This window comes from Brachybacterium paraconglomeratum, assembly GCF_003994255.1.
Lineage (GTDB): Bacteria > Actinomycetota > Actinomycetes > Actinomycetales > Dermabacteraceae > Brachybacterium > Brachybacterium conglomeratum.
The window spans coordinates 142,517-163,163 of sequence record NZ_ML133855.1 but is presented as its reverse complement, the minus strand read 5'-3'; the positions used below and the strand labels follow the sequence as shown (position 1 = coordinate 163,163).

Sequence of the window (20,647 nt, the reverse complement as noted above, 5' to 3'; positions counted from 1 at the left end):
CGTAGACTGGACTCCCACCGTTCACCGTCGGAGGTCATCCGTGCCCAGCCCCCTGTCGTCCCGCCTCGAGTCGTTGAGGAAGGGGCTGTGGCATCTGCGGCACGGCGGCCTCTCACAGCTCCGCCTGTGGTGGAGCCGACAGGAGCCCCGGCGCGCGAAGCCGTCCGCCGTCTCGCACACGCCGGCCGGTGATGCGAAGCCCACTGTGGTGCGCAACTCCGACCTCGCCCGCGACGGCTTCCCCCTGCCGGAGATGCGGGAGGCACCCGAGTACGAGCCCCGACGTGATCACGTGCTCTACATGCTGCACAACGCCCTCCCCCACCACTCCGGCGGCTACGCCACCCGCACCCACGGACTGCTCACGGAGCTGGGCCGGGCGGGCTGGGACGTGGACGGGGTGACCCGGCTCGGCTACCCCTACGACATGCCGAAGATGGCCGATGTCCCGGACCTGCCCCCGCACGAGGTGGTGGGCGAGGTGGACTACCACCACCTGCTCACGGGACGGCAGATCGAGAAGAAGAACCCGATGCACGACTACGTGAGCCGGTACGTGGATGCGCTGCTGCCGCTGGCCCGCGAGGAACGGCCCGCGATCCTCCACGGCGCCTCGAACCACTGGAACGGGCTCGCCGCGGTGATGGCCGGGCGGATCCTCGGGATCCCGTCCGTCTACGAGGTGCGGGGGCTGTGGGAGGTCACCCGCGGCTCCCGCGACCCCGAATGGGGCCGCAGCGACCAGTACCGGTACATCGCGCGCATGGAGGCCGACGCCGCCCGGGGCGCGACGAAGGTCCTCGCGATCACGCAGGCGCTGAAGGACGAGCTGATCGAGCGCGGGGTCGACGAGGACAAGATCGTCCTGGTCCCCAACGGCGTGGACACCGAACGCTTCACCCCGCTCCCCCGCGACGAGGAGCTCGCATCCGAGCTCGGCGTGGACGGGAGGACGGTCATCGGCTACGTGGGCACGATCGTGGACTACGAGGGCCTGGACCTGCTGCTCGAGGCCACTGCCAGGCTGAAGCGCAGCCGTGAGGACTTCCGCGTGCTGATCGTCGGCGACGGCGCGAAGCTCGAGGAGCTGCAGGCGAGCGCCGCCGAGCAGGGGCTCGATGACGTGGTTACCTTCACCGGACGCGTCCCCCACGAGGAGGTCGAGCGCTACTACTCGATCATCGACGTGACCCCGTTCCCGCGCCTGCCCCTGCCGGTGTGCGAGATGGTCTCGCCGCTGAAGCCCTTCGAGGCGATGGCGATGGGCAAGGCGGTGATCGCCTCGGACGTCGCGGCCCTCGCGGAGATCGTGACGCCCGAGATGAACGGGTTGTTGCATGAGAAGGGCAGCGCGGAATCGCTGACCGAACAGCTCACGGCGCTGCTCGACGATCCCCCGCTTGCCGCGCGATTGGGCTCCCGGGCCCGGGATTGGGTGGTCGCCGAGCGGGACTGGACGGCGATGGCTGCACGGATCGCCAAGGCTTACGAGGAGATCTCCCGCTGACTCACGTAGAGCGAGACGCCATCATTCGACGGCGCCGCACGTGGGGGCGTTCGCGCATCCGGCACAGCTGTATTTTCCCTGCCTACCGGACCCGCGGCATCATCACAGAGCCTCAACAGGGGCTACGGTAAGGGATGCCTGTCCCTCAGGTGATACGCACCGGTTTCCCCCTCCTTTCTTTCCTTTCCCGCTGTCCCCAGGAGACTCCATGACCCCACGAATCCCCTTGAACACCGTCTGTGTGGTCGGGCTGGGGTACATCGGCCTGCCGACGGCCGCGGTGCTCGCGCAGGCCGGCAAGACCGTCGTCGGGGTCGACGTGGAGCAGACCACCGTCGACGCCATCAACGACGGACGAGTCCCCTTCGCCGAGGAGGGGCTCGAGGCGGTGGTCGCCGGGGTCGTGGCCCAGGGTCGGCTCTCGGCGGGGACGGTCATGCCTCGAGCAGACGCGTACATCGTCGCCGTCCCCACCCCCTTCAGGGGCGATCGCGCGATCGACCTCTCCTACATCGAATCGGCCGCCGAGAGCATCGCCCCGAGACTCGAGGGAGGCGAGCTGATCGTCCTCGAGTCGACATCGCCCCCGGGGACCACCGAGCACATGGCGGGTGTGCTGCTCCGCGCGCGCCCTGATCTCACGGACGCGCCGGGGTCGCCTGCCTCCCTGCACTTCGCCCATGCCCCCGAACGCGTGCTGCCCGGTCGGATCATGATCGAGATGGTCGACAACGACCGCATCATCGGAGGGACGACCCCGGAAGCAGCGGAGCTGACACGAGATCTCTACGCGAGCTTCTGCCACGGGGAGCTGCTGCTCACCGACGCCCGCACCGCCGAGATGGCGAAGCTGACCGAGAACGCCTTCCGGGACGTGAACATCGCCTTCGCCAACGAGCTCTCGATCATCGCCGAGCGCCAAGGCATCGACGTGTGGGAGTTGATCGAGCTGGCGAACCATCACCCCCGGGTGAACATCCTGAAGCCCGGCCCGGGGGTGGGCGGTCATTGCATCGCAGTGGATCCGTGGTTCATCGTCGCGGCCGAACCCGAGGCCTCGCGATTGATCGCCACCGCCCGAGAGGTGAACGACGCGAAGCCCGACCACGTTCTTCGCAAGGTCCTCGAGAGGGCCGACCGATTCAAGAAACCGACCGTCGCGGCACTCGGGATATCATTCAAGCCGGATATCGACGATCTGAGAGAGTCCCCGTCGAAGGAGATCTGCATCGCGCTCGCTGATCAGCTGCCGGACGCGGTGGTGCTCGTCGTCGAGCCCAACATCGACCAGCTCCCCTCCGAGCTCGACGGGCGCGACAACGTCGAGCTCACCGAGATGGACGACGCCGTCTCTCGAGCCGACATCGTGCTGCTGCTGGTCGACCACACGCCGTTCAAGAATTTCGACCGCGACAGGTTGCGGGAGAAGGTGCTGATCGACACCAGGGGGCTGTGGCGTTGAGCGACGGCCCCGAGAGCGTCAGGTCCAATCGCGCTCCAGCTCGGCGATGCTCAGCTCGGCCTCGTCGACAGCGACCTCCCAGACACGGGGACCTCGTGTGACGACCATGGTGAGTCGGCCGGCAGTCGTGATGTAGGAGCGCACCACGGCGAGCTCCTGCGGCGCCGACGGGGCGATGAGGACCACGCACCGCTGGCGATTGTGTGACGTCCGGGCTGTCAGGGCCGTCGCTGGTTCCAGGGTCTTCCACTTCGTCGCGATCCAGCCGTGGGGATCACCTTCCTTCGCCACGTGGCGAGAGAAGGCGGGAACGTTGCCGAGCCAGGTCATCGTCATCGACTGCCCCTCTGCCAGGAGTTCGAACCCACGATCGTGGCGGCGCATCCTCACTCCGATGTCGACGATCCAGTTCTGTTCGATGCTCGACGGCTCGGAGACCTGGTCCCAGATGATCCAGCAGTCGGGACCCGTGAGGTAGAGGATCCTGCGACGCATCTCGACGTCCCGGTACCCGTGATCACGAAGCAGGATGTCATGGACATCCGCGGTGGCCTCGAACCTCTCGAGCTCGACCTCGGCGCGCAAGGAATGAGCGTGGTCGGGGAGTCTCGCGACATTGTGCGCCTCGGGGGACAGGAAGTACGTGCGGGTCAGGTCCCCTGTCTGGTAGCTGAAGAAGCCGCTGTCCGTCAACCAAGGGCGGCCACGCGTATACAGGTGCACGCTGCCCCGGTCCTGGTGCGAATGGGAGAGGACGTCGTGGCCGAAGCGCACGATCATGTGTGACTCGTCGGCCAGAGGGCGGTCCGTGCCCCAACCGCTGCGTGAGACGACGTACCCACGGTCGAAGGCGACTGCAGTCTCCCGAGGGGGCGTGCCTTCGGCACCTTGGGTGGCGACGTACTCGACCTCCGGCCCGAGCCCTCGCGAGACGGGAACCCGTTTGGTGTCGCCGATCTGCGAGAGCGTGCCGTCGGGGAGCACGAGCTGCGCCAGAGCGGCGCGACCGGCGGCGAGCTGGGCCTCGACCGTGGCCGGTATCTCGAGGCCCTCCACCTTCACCCGCTGCCACGCCTGGCCCCACCATTTCAGGTTCATCTCGTGGTATCCGGTGGCGCCCTCGTCGTTCGCACCCTGGCTGTCGAACGTGCTGCCGAACTGAGCGACCATTCGGGCGTGTGCGATGTCCAGCGCCGTCTCATCACGGAGGAGGGCAGCGGCGACGACGAGCCCTGAGTGCTGGTGGAGCGCGTGGTTCTTCTGGACGATGTGGTCCTCGTCCATGAGCCACTCGACGTGGTAGCGGATCGAGGAGATGTACCAGTCGTCCTCCGGGCGGATGAGCGGTGCGCCGAGGCTCAGCTGGATGGCACGGTTGCCATCTGCCATGTCCTTCCACGCGAAGACCCCGCGGGCGCGCTTCGCGGGGATGTTCGCCTCGGCCCAGGATCTCGCGACGCGACGCCATTCGGTGGCGGCCTCTTCGTCCCCCTCGAGCGCGGCCCATCGCAGCGGATTCAGCCACCGGAGTGTGTGGTGCTGGAACTGCCAGTTCCGGTCGCCGTAGGGATCGGCGGTCCAATCGGTCGTGTCACCTGTCCAGTTGGGGTGCGGCGGAAGACGCAACGTCCCACCCTTGACGAGCTTGGCCAGCAGTTCGTGCTTGGCGGGCTTTCCGTACACGGTGCCGAATGCCTGGCGTTCGGCGACGCCGAGATCCAGTTCGGCAACGTTCGCGACGCCTCGGGCAGACACGTAAGGACCTCCAGTGATGTTCTCTGTCCTGCCCAGTGTATTGAGCAGACCTGGGCGCGGCGTCTGCCGCGCGGGCTCACGGGGGCAGCAGGCCGAGCATCAGGCCCGGACTGATCCGCCCAGCGCCACCGACTGCTCCGTCTCCGCCGACTCGAGCACGGCCTCGACGGTTCGCACGGTGTGCAGGCCTTCGCGCATGGTCACGATGTTCGAGGCATCACCGAGGACCGCGTCGCGGAAGGCCTCGTGCTCGGTCACCAGCGGCTCCTTGCGCTGGAGGGCATAGGTGATCGAGTCACCCTCGCTGACCCCGCGGAACGAGGCCATCGACTCCCACAGGTTCGTGGCGGTCTCCCCGTTGGCGTGGAAGGTGAGGTCCGCGCTCAGCGTGTCGCCGATCAGGGCTCCCTTCTCCCCGGTGACCACGGTGACCCGCTCCTTGAACGGGGACAGCCAGTTCACCAGATGGTTCGTGATCGTTCCGTCCTCGAGCTGACCGGTGATCGACACCATGTCCTCGTCCTGCCGTCCCGAGCGCCGTGTAGATGTGGCGGCGACGGAAGAGAACTGCGACTTCGCGACCCAGGCGGTGAGGTCGAGGTCGTGAGTGGCGAGGTCCTTGACCACTCCCACGTCGCGGATACGCGCGGGGAACGCCCCTTGACGACGGGTGACGATCTGGTAGATCTCCCCCAGCTGCCCCTCGGCGATGCGCTTGCGCATCGCCTGGAGCGCTGGGTTGTACCGCTCGATGTACCCCACCGCGCCGACCAGCCCCGCCGTCTCGTAGGCGGCGGTGATCTCCTCGGCCTCTCCGATGTCGAAGGCGAGCGGCTTCTCGACCAGGGTGTGGATCCCGGCCGAGGCGAGCGCGAGTGCGACATCGCGATGGAACTGGGTGGGCACGGCCACGATCGCGTAGTCGATGCCGGCCGCGATCAGCGCGTCGACATCGGGCAGGACGTCGAGCCCGGGCGCGGCGCCATGAGGATCGCCCTGCGCATCGGCGACCGCCACGAGATCGACACCGTCGAGTGCGCGGAGGTTGCGGGCGTGGTGGCGGCCCATCATGCCCAGGCCGATCAGTCCGGCCCGCAGTGTCTTCGTGGTCATGATCAGGCTCCTGCCTTCGCCACGGTGTTCACGGCCGCGACGATCCGCTCGCGGTCCAGCTCGGAGAGCGAGGGGTGCACCGGCAGCGAGAGCACCTCGCGTGCGAGCAGCTCGGTCACGGGCAGGTCCAGGTCGATCTGGAAGGTCTCCAGACGGTGCACCGGCGTGGGGTAGTAGACGCCGCAGCCCACCTTGTGCTCCTCGCGCAGCGCGGTCGCGAAGGCGTCGCGCTCCGCGGCGGTGGCGCCCTCGATGCGCACCGTGTACTGGTGGTAGACGTGGCTCGCGTTCTCACGGACCACCGGCGTCACCACCCCCTCGAGGTGCGCGTCGAAGAACGCGGCGTTCGCCTGACGGGTCGCGGTCCAGGCGGGGAGCTTGCCCAGCTGGACGCGACCGATCGCGGCGTGGATGTCGGTCATGCGGTTGTTGTATCCGGCGACCTCGTTCGCGTACTGCTTCTCCATGCCCTGGTTGCGCAGCAGCCGCACCTGACGTGCGGTCTCGCTCGAGGCGCAGCCGACCATGCCACCCTCACCGGAGGTCATGTTCTTCGTCGGGTACAGCGAGTACATCACCGCGTCACCGAAGGTGCCCACCTGCGCACCGTTCCAGGTCGCACCGTGCGCCTGCGCCGCGTCCTCGAAGAGCCACAGCCCGTGCCGCTGCGCGATCTCCACCAGCTGATCCATCGACGCCGGGTGCCCGTACAGATGCACCGGTTGGATGCCGACGGTGCGCTCGGTGACCGCCGCCTCGACCGCGGCAGGATCGAGGGTGAAGGTCTCGGGGTCCACGTCCACGAACACCGGCACCCCACCGGAGACGGCCACCGAGTTCGCGGTCGCCGCGAAGGTGAAGGACGGCACGATCACCTCATCGCCCGGCTTCAGCCCCAGCGCCAGCATCCCCAGATGCTGCCCGGAGGTGCCGGAGTTCACCGCGACGACCTCGCGACCGCCCACCAGCGCGGCCGAGAACTCCTGCTCGAACGCGGCGGCCTCGGGGCCCTGGGCGACCATCCCGGAAGCGAGCACACGATCCACCGCCTCCCGCTCCTCGGTGCCGATGATCGGCTTGGCCGGCGGGATGAAGTCGAGTTCGGTGCTCATGCGATAGGTCCGTCCTGTTCGTCGGGGGCGGCCGGACGCAATGCGCCGGCCGCGGATGCGGAGGCGAGCTGCAGCCCGCCGGTGGAGTCATCGGGGACGTACCAGTCACCGGTGGTGGGGCACACCCAGGCATCGGTGCCGTCGGAGGCCGGGACCAGCTTCTCCCCGGAGCGGCCCACCCAGCCCAGACGCCGCGCCGGCACCCCGGCGACCAGGGCGTGCGGAGGGACGTCCTTGACCACCGTCGCGCCGGCGGCGACCATCGCCCAGGCACCGATGGTCACCGGGGCGACGCACACCGCACGGGCACCGATCGAGGCGCCCGTCTCGCAGGTCACACCCACAGGCTCCCAGTCCGAAGCGGACTTCGGGGAGAGGTCGGGATTCACGGCACGGGGGAAATGGTCGTTGGTGAACACCGCCGCAGGCCCCACGAACACGCCGTCGGCGAGCACTGCGGGCTCGTAGACCAGGGCATAATTCTGGACCTTGCAGCCATCGCCCATCCGCACCCCGGAGCCGATGTAGACGCCACGGCCCACGATGCAACCCGCGCCGAGCCGGGCCCCCTCCCGCACTTGCGCGAGATGCCAGATCGCGCTGCCGTCCCCGATAGTCGCGTCGTCCGAGATGTCCGCCCCCGGGGCGACCCGGTAGGAAGGGGTGTCAGCCATGGGCCCGACGATACCGCGCCGCGCCCCGGACACAGGCAAGCCGGACACAGGCAAGTGATTCCCCTTGCTTATAGATCTGTCGGCTGATCGGTACAGCTGCCCTGATCATGTTGCGTTCATACACCGTTCGATGCTTCTCTTCCGACTAGTCAGGCCTCCTCGGCCTGCTGGTGGGTGGAGGTGGAGCCGTCGCCGAGCACGAGGCGGGGGGTGCCGGCCCAGTTCTCGGCGGTGGTGATGTTGCGGCCGTCCACGATCAGCTTCACTCCGGGCACGTCCTCGCTGCCGAGTTCGCGGTAGTCGGGGTGATTGGTCTGGACGATCACGAGGTCCGCGGCGTCGCCGATCGTGTAGGGATCCCAGCCGAAGCCGCGGATCTCCTCGTCGTCGTAAAAGGTGTCGTGCACCGCGACGTCGGCCCCGTGCCCACGCAGCGCATCCACGACCGGGAACACGCCGGAGAACGCGGTCTCCTTCACGCCGGTGCGGTAGGAGGCGCCGAGCACCACAGCCTTCAGGCCCTTCAGGGAGCCGAGCAGGCTCGCAGCCCGCTCCACGAGGAAGGCGGGCACCGAGGCGTTCAGGGTTCGGGCGGTGCGCACGGTGGTCGCCGACGGGTCGCCCGAGAGGTAGAGCCGCGGGTAGACGGGGATGCAGTGCCCGCCCACGGCGATGCCGGGCTGGTGGATGTGCGAGTAGGGCTGGGAGTTGCTGGCCTCGATGACCTTGTACACGTCGATGCCGTGGTCCTGCGCGAACAGCGCGAACTCGTTCGCGAGCGCGATGTTCACGTCCCGGTAGGTGGTCTCGGCGAGCTTTGCCAGCTCGGACGCCTCGGGAGATCCGAGGTCCCACACGCCGTTGGGCTGCGTGAGGTCGGGACGCTCGTCGAAGGAGAGCGCGGACTCGTAGAACTCGCGGGCCCGACGGGCGCCCTCCTCGGTCAGCGCGCCGATGAGCTTGGGGTACTTGCGCAGGTCCTCGAAGACCCGCCCGGTCAGCACGCGCTCGGGGGAGAACACGGCGAAGAAGCCCTCGGACTCCTTCAGCCCCGAGATCTGCTCGATCATCGGCACGAAGCGGGTGCGCAGGGTGCCCACGGGCAGGGTCGTCTCGTAGGAGACGAGGGTGCCGGGAGTGAGGTGCTCGGCCAGCGAACGGGTCGCGGCGTCCATCCATCCGAAGTCCGGTGCCCAGGTGGCGTCGTCCACGAAGAGCGGGACGACGATCACGACCGCGTCCGCCCCCGGGATCGCCTCGGCGTAGTCGGTGGTCGCGCGGAGCTTCCCGGCGGGGACCAGCTCGGAGAGCTTCTCCTGCAAGTGCGCCTCACCGGGGAAGGGCTCGGTCCCCTTGTTGATGAGCTCCACCTGACCCGGGTTCACGTCCACGCCGATCACCTCATGACCGGCATCAGCGAACTGCACCGCGAGCGGCAGCCCGATCTTCCCCAGGGCGACAACAGCAGTCTTCACGGTGAGCCTTTCGATGACGGATATCGGCGTGGATGACGCACTCCCGACGATACGTGATCCTCGACCTCCACCACCCCGGTGAGGGCTCTCATCACCCGTGTGACTCGCTGCTCATTTCGCGGTGTTCACCCGCTGTTTCACTTTCAGGCCCGCCGGCCGGATCCCACGCCACCCCACGATCGGGAGGAAACTGAGCCGAACTGTGCTCGCCCGCTACTGTGGAGCGTCGTGAGTGACATCTTCCCCGGCCTCGACCAGGAGTCCGACGAACCTCGCCCCGGCCCCTCCCGGACGGCGCGATGGGTCGCCCTGGCCGCCTACTCCCTCGCGTTGGTCCTCGTCGGAGTCCTCTGCACCCTGGCCTTCAGCGGCTCCGATGACCAGACCTCCGAGGATCCCGGCGCGTCGTCCACCGGACCTGCGAGCAGCACGAGCACGGTCCCCCTGTCCTTCGGCGCGAAGGACGAAACGGTCGCGAGCGTGATGGTTCCCGCGGACGCCACCGGACCGGCGCTGCTGCACTTCGATCTGACCACCGAGGGCGTCCCGACCTCGACCGTCCACGCGATCATGATCTCGGGGCGCGTCGAATGTCGCAGCGGCGAGGCAACCGTGGAGATGCATGCCTCCGGCAAGGTGAGCACGAATGTATTCGTCTCCCGCGGCGGATCCATCTCGGGCCAGGCCCTGACCGTGGAGACCGGCGAGTCGATGGAGTGCGATTTGCTCGCCTCCGCCCCCTTCGCCGAGAGCTCGGACGGCGAGCTCACCTCGCTCCCCCTCCGCGCCACGCTAGAGGCCGACAGAGGAAACGGTGCACATGTCCCGGCGCTGCACCGCCTCGAGGACGCCACCCTCTTCACGCCCGGCACGAAGAAGACCATCCTGAGCCGACGTGTCGACGATCCGTCTTCGCTCGACCAGATGAGCTCGACCGTGCGACTGACCTCGTGCACCGTGGTCGGCGGGTCCCGCGACGGCGACGGCGCGAACAAGTGCCGGGAGGGGATGACCGGCAAGGAATCGTCCACGGCGAGGGTCCAGGTGATCGCCCGATGGCTCGACGAGGACGGCGAGATCGCGTCGACCACGACCTACTGGGACGAGACCCTGGCGATCGACTACAGCACGCACCACGTCCCGTGGAACCTGCGGCAGACTGGCATGGCGGACCTGGTGCCGGAGGACGCCGCGGGCGTCGTCCTCACCGTCCAGGTGGAGAGCGTCGCCGGCACCCCGTTCGTCGTACATGCCGACGGCACGGACAGCGTAATCACGACGGGAACCTGAACCGGTCCTCGTCCACAGATTTCGAGGATAGGCTCCCCGGGACTGCAGCGCTCGACGGAGACCGGTGCCAGCGTCGCACTTCGATCACATGACGGCGACAACGGATCGTGAACTGCGGCCGCTCTTCACGCGAAGGGCGGTCGCGACCGCCGCGGAGGACTCTGACGGTGTCGTCGACGTGCTCGCCTGACTCCATGGAACGACCAGCAGTCCTCGGACCAAGACACTATCGTCCAGCTCCTGAGTGATTCAGTCGCTGTCGACCGAAGTAGGGGGAAAGCCCGATGGACCACGACGCCGTCGCGTCCCGTGCAGACGGCCCGAAGAGCCACCGCATGTCCGATGTGCGCGCTGCGAGCGAGGACTTCGTCCATGAGGCCCTGACTGTCATGGACGAGGTGATCGGTACCGAGCCCGCATACGAGTCCAACGAGAGCGGCCATTTCACCTGGGACGTCTCGCTCCTGATCCGCGCTGCCGTGCTCACCTGGCGGGTCACCGGAGACATCGAACAGCTACGCCGCGCCGCTCGGTGGGCACAGCACATGGTCGAGAGGACCGACGAGGCACGAGGACTCGAGAACTGGCAGGGCCGTATCGTTCCCGCATGGTCCTCGGGCCCTCGGTACACCGCCGGGAGCGCTGTCATGGGCTCAATCGGCGGAGCCCCGATCAGCGTGCAGGCCGCTTCGGAGCGCATCGTCATCGAACGTCCGAGTCCGACCACTGCGATCATACGTTCCTACCGCGGCGACGGCGCGACCTGGTCATCCCCCGAAGGATCGCTCGACCCGGCTGACCAGGACTACCTGCCCGATGTCCTCGCCAGGCGCAGCTCGATTCATTCGGTGCTGATCCGTGGATTGCCCGCACCGATCGACCTCTCCTTCATTCCCGCCGGGGAATGGCCCATCGAGCCTCAGCGGGGCGCCCACCTCGTCCACTCAGGAATGATCTCCCGATCACTGATCAGCGTCGCAGAAGAGCTCGAGCGCTCTCCGGCCTCCGCCGGAGTCTCCGACATCTCGCCCGAAGAGCTGTACACCGCGGCGCGCCGCGCCCTGCTGCTCCACGATGATGAAATCCGTGTTCGCTCAGGCCAGACGTGGTACATCACCCTTCGGGCATTTCCATCTCGCCGATTGGGCCTCGAGCTGCCGCACAACCACGTCGTCGACGCGGCGACCTCGTTCATGATCCTCGGACACCGATACTCGGACAAGGGATTCCGACGCCTGGGGAGCTCCCTGGCCCACCGCTTCCTCTCGGAGATCGGCGCCTATGAGTCAGGGGAACTGAAGCACCCTTGGTACTACTACCCCGTCGATAGCGATGCCTTCGCGGGCGTGACCCGAGACGATCCGCTGGAGGAGCGCCAGATCCCTCCCGTCCAGCGTGCCGAGGACAGCTCGCACGCCACGCTCAGGGTCAGGGCACTCCTCGAGTGGCGAGCGATCGACCCCCAGCTCGTGACCGACGAGAACCTGCATACCGTCGCTCTCTCGTTTCGTCGCCACTACCTGGCAGCGCACAAGAGGATCACGACCGTCCGCTGGCTGGCCCAGGACCCTCCGGATGCGCCCCGGCTGGGCAGGTCGAACACGTACGTCGGCGCATGGGGCGCCCTGGCACCCTGGGAATCGACGATCAAGCGGCGCATCAATTCGCTGGCCTACCGACATCCACCCACCGAGATCTTCGGCGCCACCGCCCTCTCGTCCGCGGAGATCCTCGCGATGAACACGGGAATTCCTACTTATGCCTCTTCGGGTCGAAGCGCTCGAGAGTAATCCGCTCATCCTGGTACTGCGGCATCTCCGGCCACTTCTCCGGGTAACGCATCCACTTCTCACGGTAGTAAGCAAGGATATCGCTGCCGGTCTCCTCGACGATCTTCCCGAGGGTGTCCACATGAATCCAGTGGTACTGATTGAACTGCCGACCGGCCAGCGCCTTGCCGAAGCCCGTCGGGTAGGAGACGAGCTCCGCATCATTCCAGGGGATCGCCACTGAGACTCGGTTCTCACCGGCCTCGACCGGCACCGTGGCGAGTTCTCGGAAGGAGGAGACGGGGAGATCCTTCGACATCGGGGAGTACTCGCCATCGCCGATGCCGAGCATCACCTCGCCCGGTTCGGAGGCGCGGATCGTGAGGTGGACGGTGTTCGGCGTGGGCCAGGTCAGACGGCTCAGCGACAGGACCAGCGCTTCCGCATTGCCATCGGCCACGTGCCTCGGGCCCGACTTCAGCGCTTCGCCCGCGGGATCCCGCACATCCTTCGCGGAGAAGGTGCCGCTGCCTGGCATCTCGACCTCGCAGTCGACGACTTCGAGATCGGCCCCCTTCGCCGCGACCTGGATCGACGCCACACCGGTAAGACGGTACCGGGAGTTGGCCAGCTCAGGCACGTCATAGATCGGGATCAGCCGCTCCAGCCCGCGGACGGACTTCCGAAAGATCTCCCACCCCAACTCATCACCGGTGAGCCGCGCATAGTCGCGGAGGATGACTGTGGCGGTCGTCCAACCGTTCAAGGTGCAATCGGGCGCGAGCGACGGGTACTCCTCGATGATCAGCCCACCATCATCGGTGTAGCGCGCCACACCTCCCTCCTCGGCAGGGACGAGAAGACTCTTCAGGACCCGGGAGAGGGGCTCCTGGAACCGTTCGGTGTCGGGCAGCTGCACCAAGTTCTTGAGGCACTCGACGTAACGGGCCTGCGTCAGACCGCTGTAGAACGTGTGCGACCTCGAGGAGACAGCAGTCTTGTCCTGGCTGTACAGAAACGCCAGGCCGTCCCCGACCGGGGTCATCTGCTCGACCGCGGCGTCTGTGACGTGCTTGGCGGCCTCCAGGAACACGTCATCCTTCGTCCGGCGGTACTGCGCGATGTAGTCCGCGATCACATACGGGCCGTAGATCGGGTGGGCATACAGCACATCGCCCGTGCGCCGGCCGGGGTACCCGTGGGGCAGGAACTCGATCCTGTAATAATTCCACACCGTCCGCCGGGACGACTGCAGCGGGGGGAGCCCGACCTCCGCCTCATTCGTGATGTACTCGATCTCGGAAGTCACGGCCCACCTCACCCACCTCATGCTCACTGGAACTGTCAAGAATACTGCAAGATCGCAATCCCATTCGTGGCGCGATCCATGCTCACAGCTAATTACCGGTGCGTACGCGCTCGACTTCCCGCGACGTCGCGGCTGCCTGGCGGCCAATCTCGTCCGCATACTCCCGGAAGCTCATCTCCCACAGTACGCGAGCGAAGGCGGTCTCGTGGCGACCGTTCCCTCCGCCGTCACGCACTTTGCCCATGAAGTTCTCGATCTCCTGGAGGGAAAACGTCTCCAGTGCCGCGGCACCCTCCATGATCAGGGGCTCGATACCTTCCCAGTCCGCGTTCTCCCACATCCAGGGAGTCGCACGCGTCCTGGCCGAGCCCTTGTAGAACGGCTCGTCGGCCCACTGCGGCATCAGCTCCCGCAGAACGTCTCGGTGCAGCCGCCCATACTCCGTCATGGCATTCGGAATCGCCCACATCGTGCGCGGGAGCATCTGCGGCGCGTAGAAAGGCAGCAGAGTGCTCCCCGTCGCCTGGGGCATCGACCAGTACGGCATCTTGCTGAAATGGTAGAAGAAGTCGACCACGTTGAACGCGGACTGGAGGCCGACCTCCCCGGACTGATCAGCAAGTCGGAGCGTCGAGGCCACGGAGTCCTCGATGACCTCGCCCCCCACTCCGCCGCCGCCGGACCGGACCATCTGCGTGAGCCGCTCCCGTCCGACTTCCGCGCCCTGATCTGTCATCTTCTTCTCCCACGCCGGGTTGAGAAGAGTGCGTCCCTGGACCGCTTCGCCGCCGAGACCGTTGATACGCGGCGCCGACGCGGGACGGAACCCGGTGAACGGCCTGGAGCGATACGCCGACCGCGCGTTGTATGCACCCTCCCATGCCCGCTGCATGGAGATGTATCGATCCATCGCCGAACCTTCCGGCTTCTTCGGCTCGACGACGCTGTCCACGCGATGGCGGACCGGATCGCCGGCCAGCGCGAGAAGACGACGAGCGGCCTCCACCTCGCCCGTGTCCGTGTTGACGGTCCTCACTGTATCGACCACTCCGGCACGGATGGCCGCAGCGGCGGTCACCCTCGAGTCCTTCCCCCCGGAGAGGTCTGCCACGGGCCTCCCCTCCCACCACGCGGCGGTGCTCAAGGAGTCGACCATGCCGAGTCCACCCTCGGCGAGTGACGGGACGCCGTCCTCGATGATGGAACGGATCCACTCGTCCCGGTCGCACTGCGAGCTCGTCGTCCCGTCCGCACCCGCATGGACCGAGGTGCTCGCCGGCATCTGTCCGCCGTTGCCCAGGTGCGCTGTGCCATGTGAGGGCCATCCGAGCGTCGCCATGTCGTTCCAGGTCGACTGCGACAGCGCTGGCTGAAGTCCGGCGAAGATGTGCGCTAGCCCCGGTCTGCTGCTCCAGACCATGCCGAAACCTGGCACGACGATCTCGTAGAGACGGACCATCCCGAGGCGGTCGTTGACGATCCGCAGGCCGTCTTCGGACCAGTGCACGGCCGCTGCAGGTGCCCCCATCGTGACGCGATCGATCGCACCGGTGGACAGACCACGCGCGAGCTCGACAGCATCGACGCCATCCTCAGGTCTCCCCGCGGCCGCCGGGACGTGCAGCCACCCTGCAGCCTCTCCCCCGCGTTCGGCGAACATCGGCCATGTCATGACCTTTCGCGCGTGCTGCCATACCGCGAAGCCGGTCCTCCCGTCGCCGGCCCTAGAAAACTCGAGGCTCGTGGCCGCGACGTCCTCAAGATGGCGCGTCGCCGCGTTCCACCGGATCGCGAGCTCTTCCGCGGACATCTCCTCCTTACGCTCGCAGGCGTAGGCGAGGATGAACTGGCTGCTCGACATGGTTCACCGCCCCCGGAAGAAGTCGACGACCTTGGACCAGAGTGTCGCCGGTGCCCGCTCCGCAGCTCCTGCCCCCGGCCCCTTCTCCTCCTGCACGCCAGAGACCCGCTCGTGCAGTGAGATGAGCCGACCCTCGTACTTCTGCCAGTTCTCCGAGGCCGCGTAGGTCGCGCAGTTCGCCGCCATCTGCTCGAGATCGGCATCGCTGAGGGCATTGACCGTGTCGGCGATCTGCGCCGGGTCGAGTGCCATGGGAAACGTGACACCGATCCCGTACTTCTTGATCTGCTTCTCCATCTCCGGCATGTCGGTCGCCAGGATCGGCACTCCGGCCGCCGGATACTCCCACAACTTGTTCGGCGAGCAGTAGAGATGATTGAGACCGGTGTTCTCGTACGGGATCGTGCCGAGAGCGGCCCCGGCCGTCCAGCTCAGGAGCTCGTCGTGAGGTGCACTGGGCACGGCTGCCACCCGCGCTCGACCGTCGGGCCTGTCGGTCTCGGACTCGGCGTACTCACGGATGCTCTCCTCGAGTTTCCCCCAGCCCATGAACACCAGCGACCAGTCCTCCCGCAGAAGCTTCGACGCCTCGAGGAGCGCGGGAATGCCGCGGTGCGGCGAGAAGCCGCCTTGGAAGAGGAGGATCTTCTGCTCGGGTTCCAGACCAGCCGCCTCGTGCAGACGGCCGTCGTACTTGGTCTGCGTGACACGTTCGACCGCGTTGGGGACCAAGACCGCCTCGGGCAGGGCCTCGTACTTCTCACGGTAGAAGTCGGCGATGCTCTGGTTCAGGGTGATGAAGCCATCGACGTACTGGACGTTGTCGGCGATGATGCGTGAGTTCACCGCGGCACGCTCGGGCTCGATGCTCGCCAGGTCCTCATAGATCTCATGAGCGTCCCAGATGATCGGCACGTCGAACGCTTCTTTGTACATCGCCGCGGCGGCGAGGGTCAGATGATCGTGCATGTGGACGATGTCCGGCACGAACGTCGATCGCACGCTCTCGAAGACTGTCTCGCCCTGAATCCGGAAAGACGTCCAGATCGAGCTCACACGCCCCTTGGGCAGATCCTCGCGCTCGACGCGCGGCTTCAGATCCGACAGATCCCTGTGCTGAAGGTGGACGGGGATGCCGTTCGGAAGCACGAAGTCCTCGGACTCGTCGGCGGTGAGCCCGAACAGTCGCACGTCGTGTCCTTGTGCCTTGAGGGACGCCGCCCCCTTGAGGACTCGCGCATCATGCTTGACCCCGTTGTGGACGACGGCCGCAATACGCATGGCTCTTCTCTCCTCGGTCAGGACTGTGGGCGGCACGGCAGTCGGTGCGCCGCACTGATGATATCGATCGAACGCCGTCCCCCGAACACGCCCGCAGGTGTATCACTGCGCACAGCTCCCGGGAGGTGTGTAGGGAGGACGAGCTGCTCGCCCGTCCGCCCGCGACAGAGCATCCCGCCAGCGCGCACCCACCTGGGAAACGCACCGACGGGGCTGTCGCCGAGTGAACCACCGAGGGGCGGTCGCATGCCCGACGTCGGCCTCAGATGAAACGGCGTCGTCGGCCGTCCTTCGGTAGCCGGCTGCGCATCACGCGATACCGGACCAGGTTCGTCTGCGAGCAGTCTCGAGGAACGACGCGTGGTCAGGGATAGCGTCGACGATGAATGCCTTGTTGAGCGTCGACTCCTGCACTGTGGCGGCCTCACCGGAGTGGACCACCTGCTCGAGTTCGAGCATCTTCGTCTCGTCGAAGGCGCCCTTCCAGTTCGAGCGCTCGTGCAGCAGCCGCTCCATTGACCCCGGCGATGTGTTCCAGATGCGGTTCGCCTGGACGATCTCAGATTTCTTGAAATCTGAGACCCCACCCTTAAAGTACGGGATGCCGGACCACCGCGGCACGAGCTCTTCGGTGAGTGCGCGCTGCATCGTCTTCTCCACTCGCTGCTCGGGGGTGAGATCGATGGCCGACCGCACGAAGACGGGGTTGAGAAGGAGGACGAAGGCGGAGCCCACGAGCTGCGAGCTCGGCCAACGGCGGAACTTCCCCATCATCTGGAAAACGTTCAGCGACGAAGCATCGTGCTGGCCGATCGACTGCATCTCCTCGACCTGCCGACTGATGTAGAGGTCCGTGTGAGCGATCGCGCGATCCGTGTTCCAGCGGGGAGGAAGCGCCTGGGGGACCCGCCAGAGCGGGTGGGGGAACTCCCTGACCTTCTTCAGGATGTGCGGCGTCGAGTAGTAGAGAGGATGCATCACCTCTCCGTTCCCTCCGCCGACGGCGAAAGCGCTGACCCGAGGCGGGCGCTTGATCGGGGCCTTGAGGTTGATGTGCGCGAAATCCCCGTCCCACTGGCGCATACCCGCCTCGAGCCGCTCCTCGAGCGAGAACCTCGCGTTGCGCTTCGGATCCGAGTGGACGATCTGATGCGAGAGCCCTCGATCCTCGAGCGGCCGCTCGGCGGCGAGGACATCCATGAGCTCCGAGGCGATGTCCGCCTCTCCCTGCAGATTTCCCAGTGTGTGGACCAGCCCCGGATGCCCTCCGGCGATCCAGGCCGCAGCCGTCAGGCGCGAGTCCTGTCCGCCGGAGAGGTCCACGCGGGGACGGCGAGACGCGATTTCACCGATGTTGGACGTCGACGTGGCGAGCGACCGAGCGGCGGCCTCGATGTCAGGGATGCTGTCCCGGTGGCCAAAGGTCTCCTCGAGCTGCGTGTAGCGACGGATCGATACCTCGTCGTGGGTCCCCACCGCGATCACTTCAGCTGCCGACAGCCGGCGGATCCCGGTGAAAGGTGAGTTCTCCTCCGGCCAGAAGCCGAGCTGCGCGAACACGTCGGCCCCGTAATCGTCGGCTTCGATCGGCTGGTCCGCGAACATCGCGAGCATGCCGATGTGATTGCCTACGGCGACGAAGTGCTCGTTGTGGACGACGAAGGCACGGGCGAACCCGAAGTAGTCGTTCCACAGCTCCATGCCGTCATCGTTCCAGTGGGCGATACCGAGGTATCCGGGGTGCACGGTCCGACGCCCCTCGTCCGTACGGAGGGTGTCGAGCGCCCACCGCTCCCACCCGGAACGAGGAACCTCTGTCGTGTAGGAAACCGGAGGCTGGGACAAGGACAGGATGCCGTGCTCGTCCTCCAGCCAGGTCGGCACCTCCCACGTCTTCTCCAGGAACTGTGCATTCAACGTCGCACGACGAGGGGTCCTGCGCACGATCGCAGTGTCGAGGTCGTACGCCTCGCCACCGATGCGAAGCGCCTCGTCCCAAAGCCGCGGCAGCATAGCGCAACCGTGCTCCGATATCGCCGCAACACCGAGATTGATGTTCACCCGATCAGCCTTTCACTTCACCTCGACCGAGCCGTGCGGGCTCGTACTGCGAGAGTACGTTCTTGCGCTCCGGTAGCCGGCGTCGGTCTCATGTCGACTGCCTCAGTGCTCGATTGCCCCGGCGATCGTCTCGCGCAGCTCGATAAACTCCGCGGTGCGGCGCATCTCCTCGCCGAGCACCTTGCCCGCCTGCGCGGAGAGCGTCACCTCCTGGTCGAGCACCACGCGGCCGGGGCGTGCGCTCATCACGAGCACCCGGTCCCCGAGGAACACCGCCTCGTCCACGTCGTGGGTGATGAAGAAGACCGTGCGCCGCTGTCGGCGCTGGATCGACAGGAGGTCGGCCTGCAGGCGGGCGCGGGTGATCGCGTCGAGCGCCCCGAAGGGCTCGTCCATGAGGATCACGTCGGTCTCGTTGGCGAGCACGCGCGCGATCTGGGCGCGCTGCTGCATGCCGCCGGAGAGCTCGTACGGCTTCGCGTCGCCGAAGTCCCCCAGTCCCACGAGGTCGAGGTACTCCTGCGCCTTCTCGCGGCGCTCCTGCTTGCCGACCTTGCGCAGCCTCATCCCGAGCGCGACGTTGTCACGCACCGTGAACCACGGGTACAGGTTGGGCTGCTGGAACACGACGCCGCGCTCCGCACCCGGTGCCGTGATCCTCATGCCCCGGTAGTGGGCGCTGCCGCCCGTCGGGGCCAGGAAGCCGGCGAGGATCTTCAGCAGCGTCGTCTTGCCGCAGCCGGACGGCCCGACCACGCACACGAACTGCCCCTCCGGGATCTGCAGGTCGGTCTCGTCCAGGGCGTGCACCACCTCCCCGGAATCGGTGACGAAGCGCTGGGAGACACCGTCCAGGGCGACGACGGGGGTCGCCGTGTCGGTCACCGGATCGTTCACTGGGCGGCCTCCTCGATCGCGTCGCCGTGGGACATGCGGGAGTAGACCTCGTCCTCGGCGAGGGCGTCGATCTCTCCCTGCGCCTCGAGGAACTCCGCGGTGCTGGCGAGGTCCTCCGCGAGGCCGTCCCCGCCGAAGTAGTCCTCGCCCGACTGCTCCTCGAGCGTGGGGTAGGTGTATCCCTCGAGGAGCTTCTCGGACTCCTCCTTGGAGACGTCCAGCTGCACGGCGATCGACGTCGCGGCCGTGTCCGGCTCCTCGTTCAGCAGGCGGGTGCCCTCGGCCTGGACCGTGGTCCACATCCGCATCAACTCGGGGTTCGCCTCGATGAAGTCCCCGGTCCCGGCGATGAGGTCGAAGGTGGGGGCGCCGAGCCCCGCGCTGTCCTCGCTGGAGAGGATCGTGTGGCCCTCGTTCTCGAGCAGCTCGGTGAGGGTCGGCTCCCACACCCAGGCCGCGTCGATCTCGTCGCGCTGCCAGGCGGCGAGGATCGCGTCCGTGGCCAGGTTGACCACCCGCACCTCGCTGAGCAGGTCCTGGTCACCGAGAGCGGTGAGCAGGGAGTAGTGGGCGGTGGAGCCGAAGGGCACGGCGATCGTCTTCCCGGAGAGGTCCGCGAGCGTCTGGGCCGCCGGGTCCTTGACCACGAGGGACTCGGCCGCGCCGATGACGTCTCCGATCCAGATCACCCTGACGTCCTTGTTCAGCGGCGGGGAGGCGGACTTCACGGCAGGGCTGGAGCCCACGAGGGAGATGTCCAGGGAGTTCGAGCCGAACGCCTGGATGACGTCGCCGCCGGAGTTCATCTTCAACCAGGAGATCTCCGCCTCCGGCATGCAGCGCTCGAGGAGCTGGAGGTCCTTCACCACGAGGTCGCCGTTGGGGATCGCCTGCCATCCGATCCGCACTGACGCCGTGATGGAGGGGTCGGGGTCGACGGGGCAGGCGATCTCGCCCGCGAAGTTGTCGGGGTGCGTGGTGCGACCGGACTGCACGCACCCGCTAAGGGCCAGGGCGAGGCCGAGCGCGGCCGCGGCGAGGCGCAGCCCGGGTCGGCGCGGGGTGGTCGATGTGCTCACGG

15 protein-coding genes are annotated in these 20,647 nt (G+C 67.1%); 4 read left to right on the top strand and 11 right to left on the bottom strand.

The features are described from left to right. Positions 1-40: 40 nt before the first annotated feature. Entirely contained in the window at positions 41-1,507 is a 1,467-nt protein-coding gene (locus DS079_RS09640) for a glycosyltransferase (protein ID WP_126986936.1), read from the top strand. Positions 1,508-1,715: 208 nt separating this feature from the next. After that, on the top strand, positions 1,716-2,969 hold the full coding sequence (wecC, locus tag DS079_RS09635; protein ID WP_126986934.1) for a UDP-N-acetyl-D-mannosamine dehydrogenase: 1,254 nt from the start codon (positions 1,716-1,718) through the stop codon (positions 2,967-2,969). 18 nt (positions 2,970-2,987) lie between these two features. On the opposite strand, the gene DS079_RS09630 is transcribed toward wecC, so the two are convergent. From DS079_RS09630 to DS079_RS09610, 5 genes are all read right to left on the bottom strand, one after another. Continuing rightward, positions 2,988-4,724 carry a heparinase II/III domain-containing protein gene (locus tag DS079_RS09630; RefSeq protein ID WP_126986932.1) on the bottom strand — a complete coding sequence of 579 codons (1,737 nt, stop codon included), beginning with the start codon at positions 4,722-4,724 and terminating at the stop codon, positions 2,988-2,990. Positions 4,725-4,823: 99 nt separating this feature from the next. Continuing rightward, positions 4,824-5,837: a Gfo/Idh/MocA family protein gene (locus DS079_RS09625; RefSeq protein WP_126986930.1), complete on the bottom strand. Its 1,014-nt coding sequence runs from the start codon at positions 5,835-5,837 to the stop codon at positions 4,824-4,826. Positions 5,838-5,839: 2 nt separating this feature from the next. After that, positions 5,840-6,949 carry a DegT/DnrJ/EryC1/StrS family aminotransferase gene (locus tag DS079_RS09620; protein ID WP_126986928.1) on the bottom strand — a complete coding sequence of 370 codons (1,110 nt, stop codon included), beginning with the start codon at positions 6,947-6,949 and terminating at the stop codon, positions 5,840-5,842. Beyond that, the gene (locus DS079_RS09615) at positions 6,946-7,623 is read right to left on the bottom strand and encodes an acyltransferase (RefSeq protein WP_126986926.1); all 678 of its coding nucleotides are present in this window, start codon (positions 7,621-7,623) and stop codon (positions 6,946-6,948) included. The genes DS079_RS09620 and DS079_RS09615 overlap by 4 nt, the downstream gene beginning before the upstream one ends. Positions 7,624-7,772: 149 nt before the next feature. Beyond that, on the bottom strand, positions 7,773-9,098 hold the full coding sequence (locus DS079_RS09610) for a nucleotide sugar dehydrogenase (protein ID WP_126986924.1): 1,326 nt from the start codon (positions 9,096-9,098) through the stop codon (positions 7,773-7,775). A gap of 228 nt (positions 9,099-9,326) precedes the next feature. On the opposite strand from DS079_RS09610, the gene DS079_RS09605 reads away from it, so the two are divergent. After that, positions 9,327-10,388: a hypothetical protein gene (locus tag DS079_RS09605; protein WP_126986922.1), complete on the top strand. Its 1,062-nt coding sequence runs from the start codon at positions 9,327-9,329 to the stop codon at positions 10,386-10,388. Positions 10,389-10,672: 284 nt separating this feature from the next. Beyond that, complete coding sequence (locus tag DS079_RS09600; RefSeq protein WP_126986920.1) at positions 10,673-12,178, top strand: hypothetical protein; 1,506 nt, start codon at positions 10,673-10,675, stop codon at positions 12,176-12,178. Here DS079_RS09600 and DS079_RS09595 read toward each other — a convergent pair. The 6 genes from DS079_RS09595 to DS079_RS09570 all read right to left on the bottom strand — a co-directional run bounded on the left by DS079_RS09595 (position 12,141) and on the right by DS079_RS09570 (position 20,645). Further along, positions 12,141-13,466, bottom strand: a complete 1,326-nt coding sequence (locus DS079_RS09595) for a D-glucuronyl C5-epimerase family protein (protein WP_164736185.1) — start codon at positions 13,464-13,466, stop codon at positions 12,141-12,143. The genes DS079_RS09600 and DS079_RS09595 overlap by 38 nt on opposite strands. A gap of 88 nt (positions 13,467-13,554) precedes the next feature. Then, a complete protein-coding gene (locus tag DS079_RS09590) occupies positions 13,555-15,327 on the bottom strand; it encodes a hypothetical protein (RefSeq protein ID WP_126986916.1) in 1,773 nt (590 codons plus the stop codon). A gap of 3 nt (positions 15,328-15,330) precedes the next feature. Next, the gene (locus DS079_RS09585; RefSeq protein WP_126986914.1) at positions 15,331-16,608 is read right to left on the bottom strand and encodes a glycosyltransferase; all 1,278 of its coding nucleotides are present in this window, start codon (positions 16,606-16,608) and stop codon (positions 15,331-15,333) included. Between the two features lie 309 nt (positions 16,609-16,917). Beyond that, positions 16,918-18,669, bottom strand: a complete 1,752-nt coding sequence (locus DS079_RS09580) for a hypothetical protein (RefSeq protein ID WP_126986912.1) — start codon at positions 18,667-18,669, stop codon at positions 16,918-16,920. A 102-nt stretch (positions 18,670-18,771) separates the two neighbouring features. Then, on the bottom strand, positions 18,772-19,566 hold the full coding sequence (locus tag DS079_RS09575) for an ABC transporter ATP-binding protein (RefSeq protein ID WP_164736184.1): 795 nt from the start codon (positions 19,564-19,566) through the stop codon (positions 18,772-18,774). Continuing rightward, on the bottom strand, positions 19,563-20,645 hold the full coding sequence (locus DS079_RS09570; RefSeq protein WP_126986910.1) for a taurine ABC transporter substrate-binding protein: 1,083 nt from the start codon (positions 20,643-20,645) through the stop codon (positions 19,563-19,565). The genes DS079_RS09575 and DS079_RS09570 overlap by 4 nt, the downstream gene beginning before the upstream one ends. Positions 20,646-20,647: the final 2 nt, after the last annotated feature.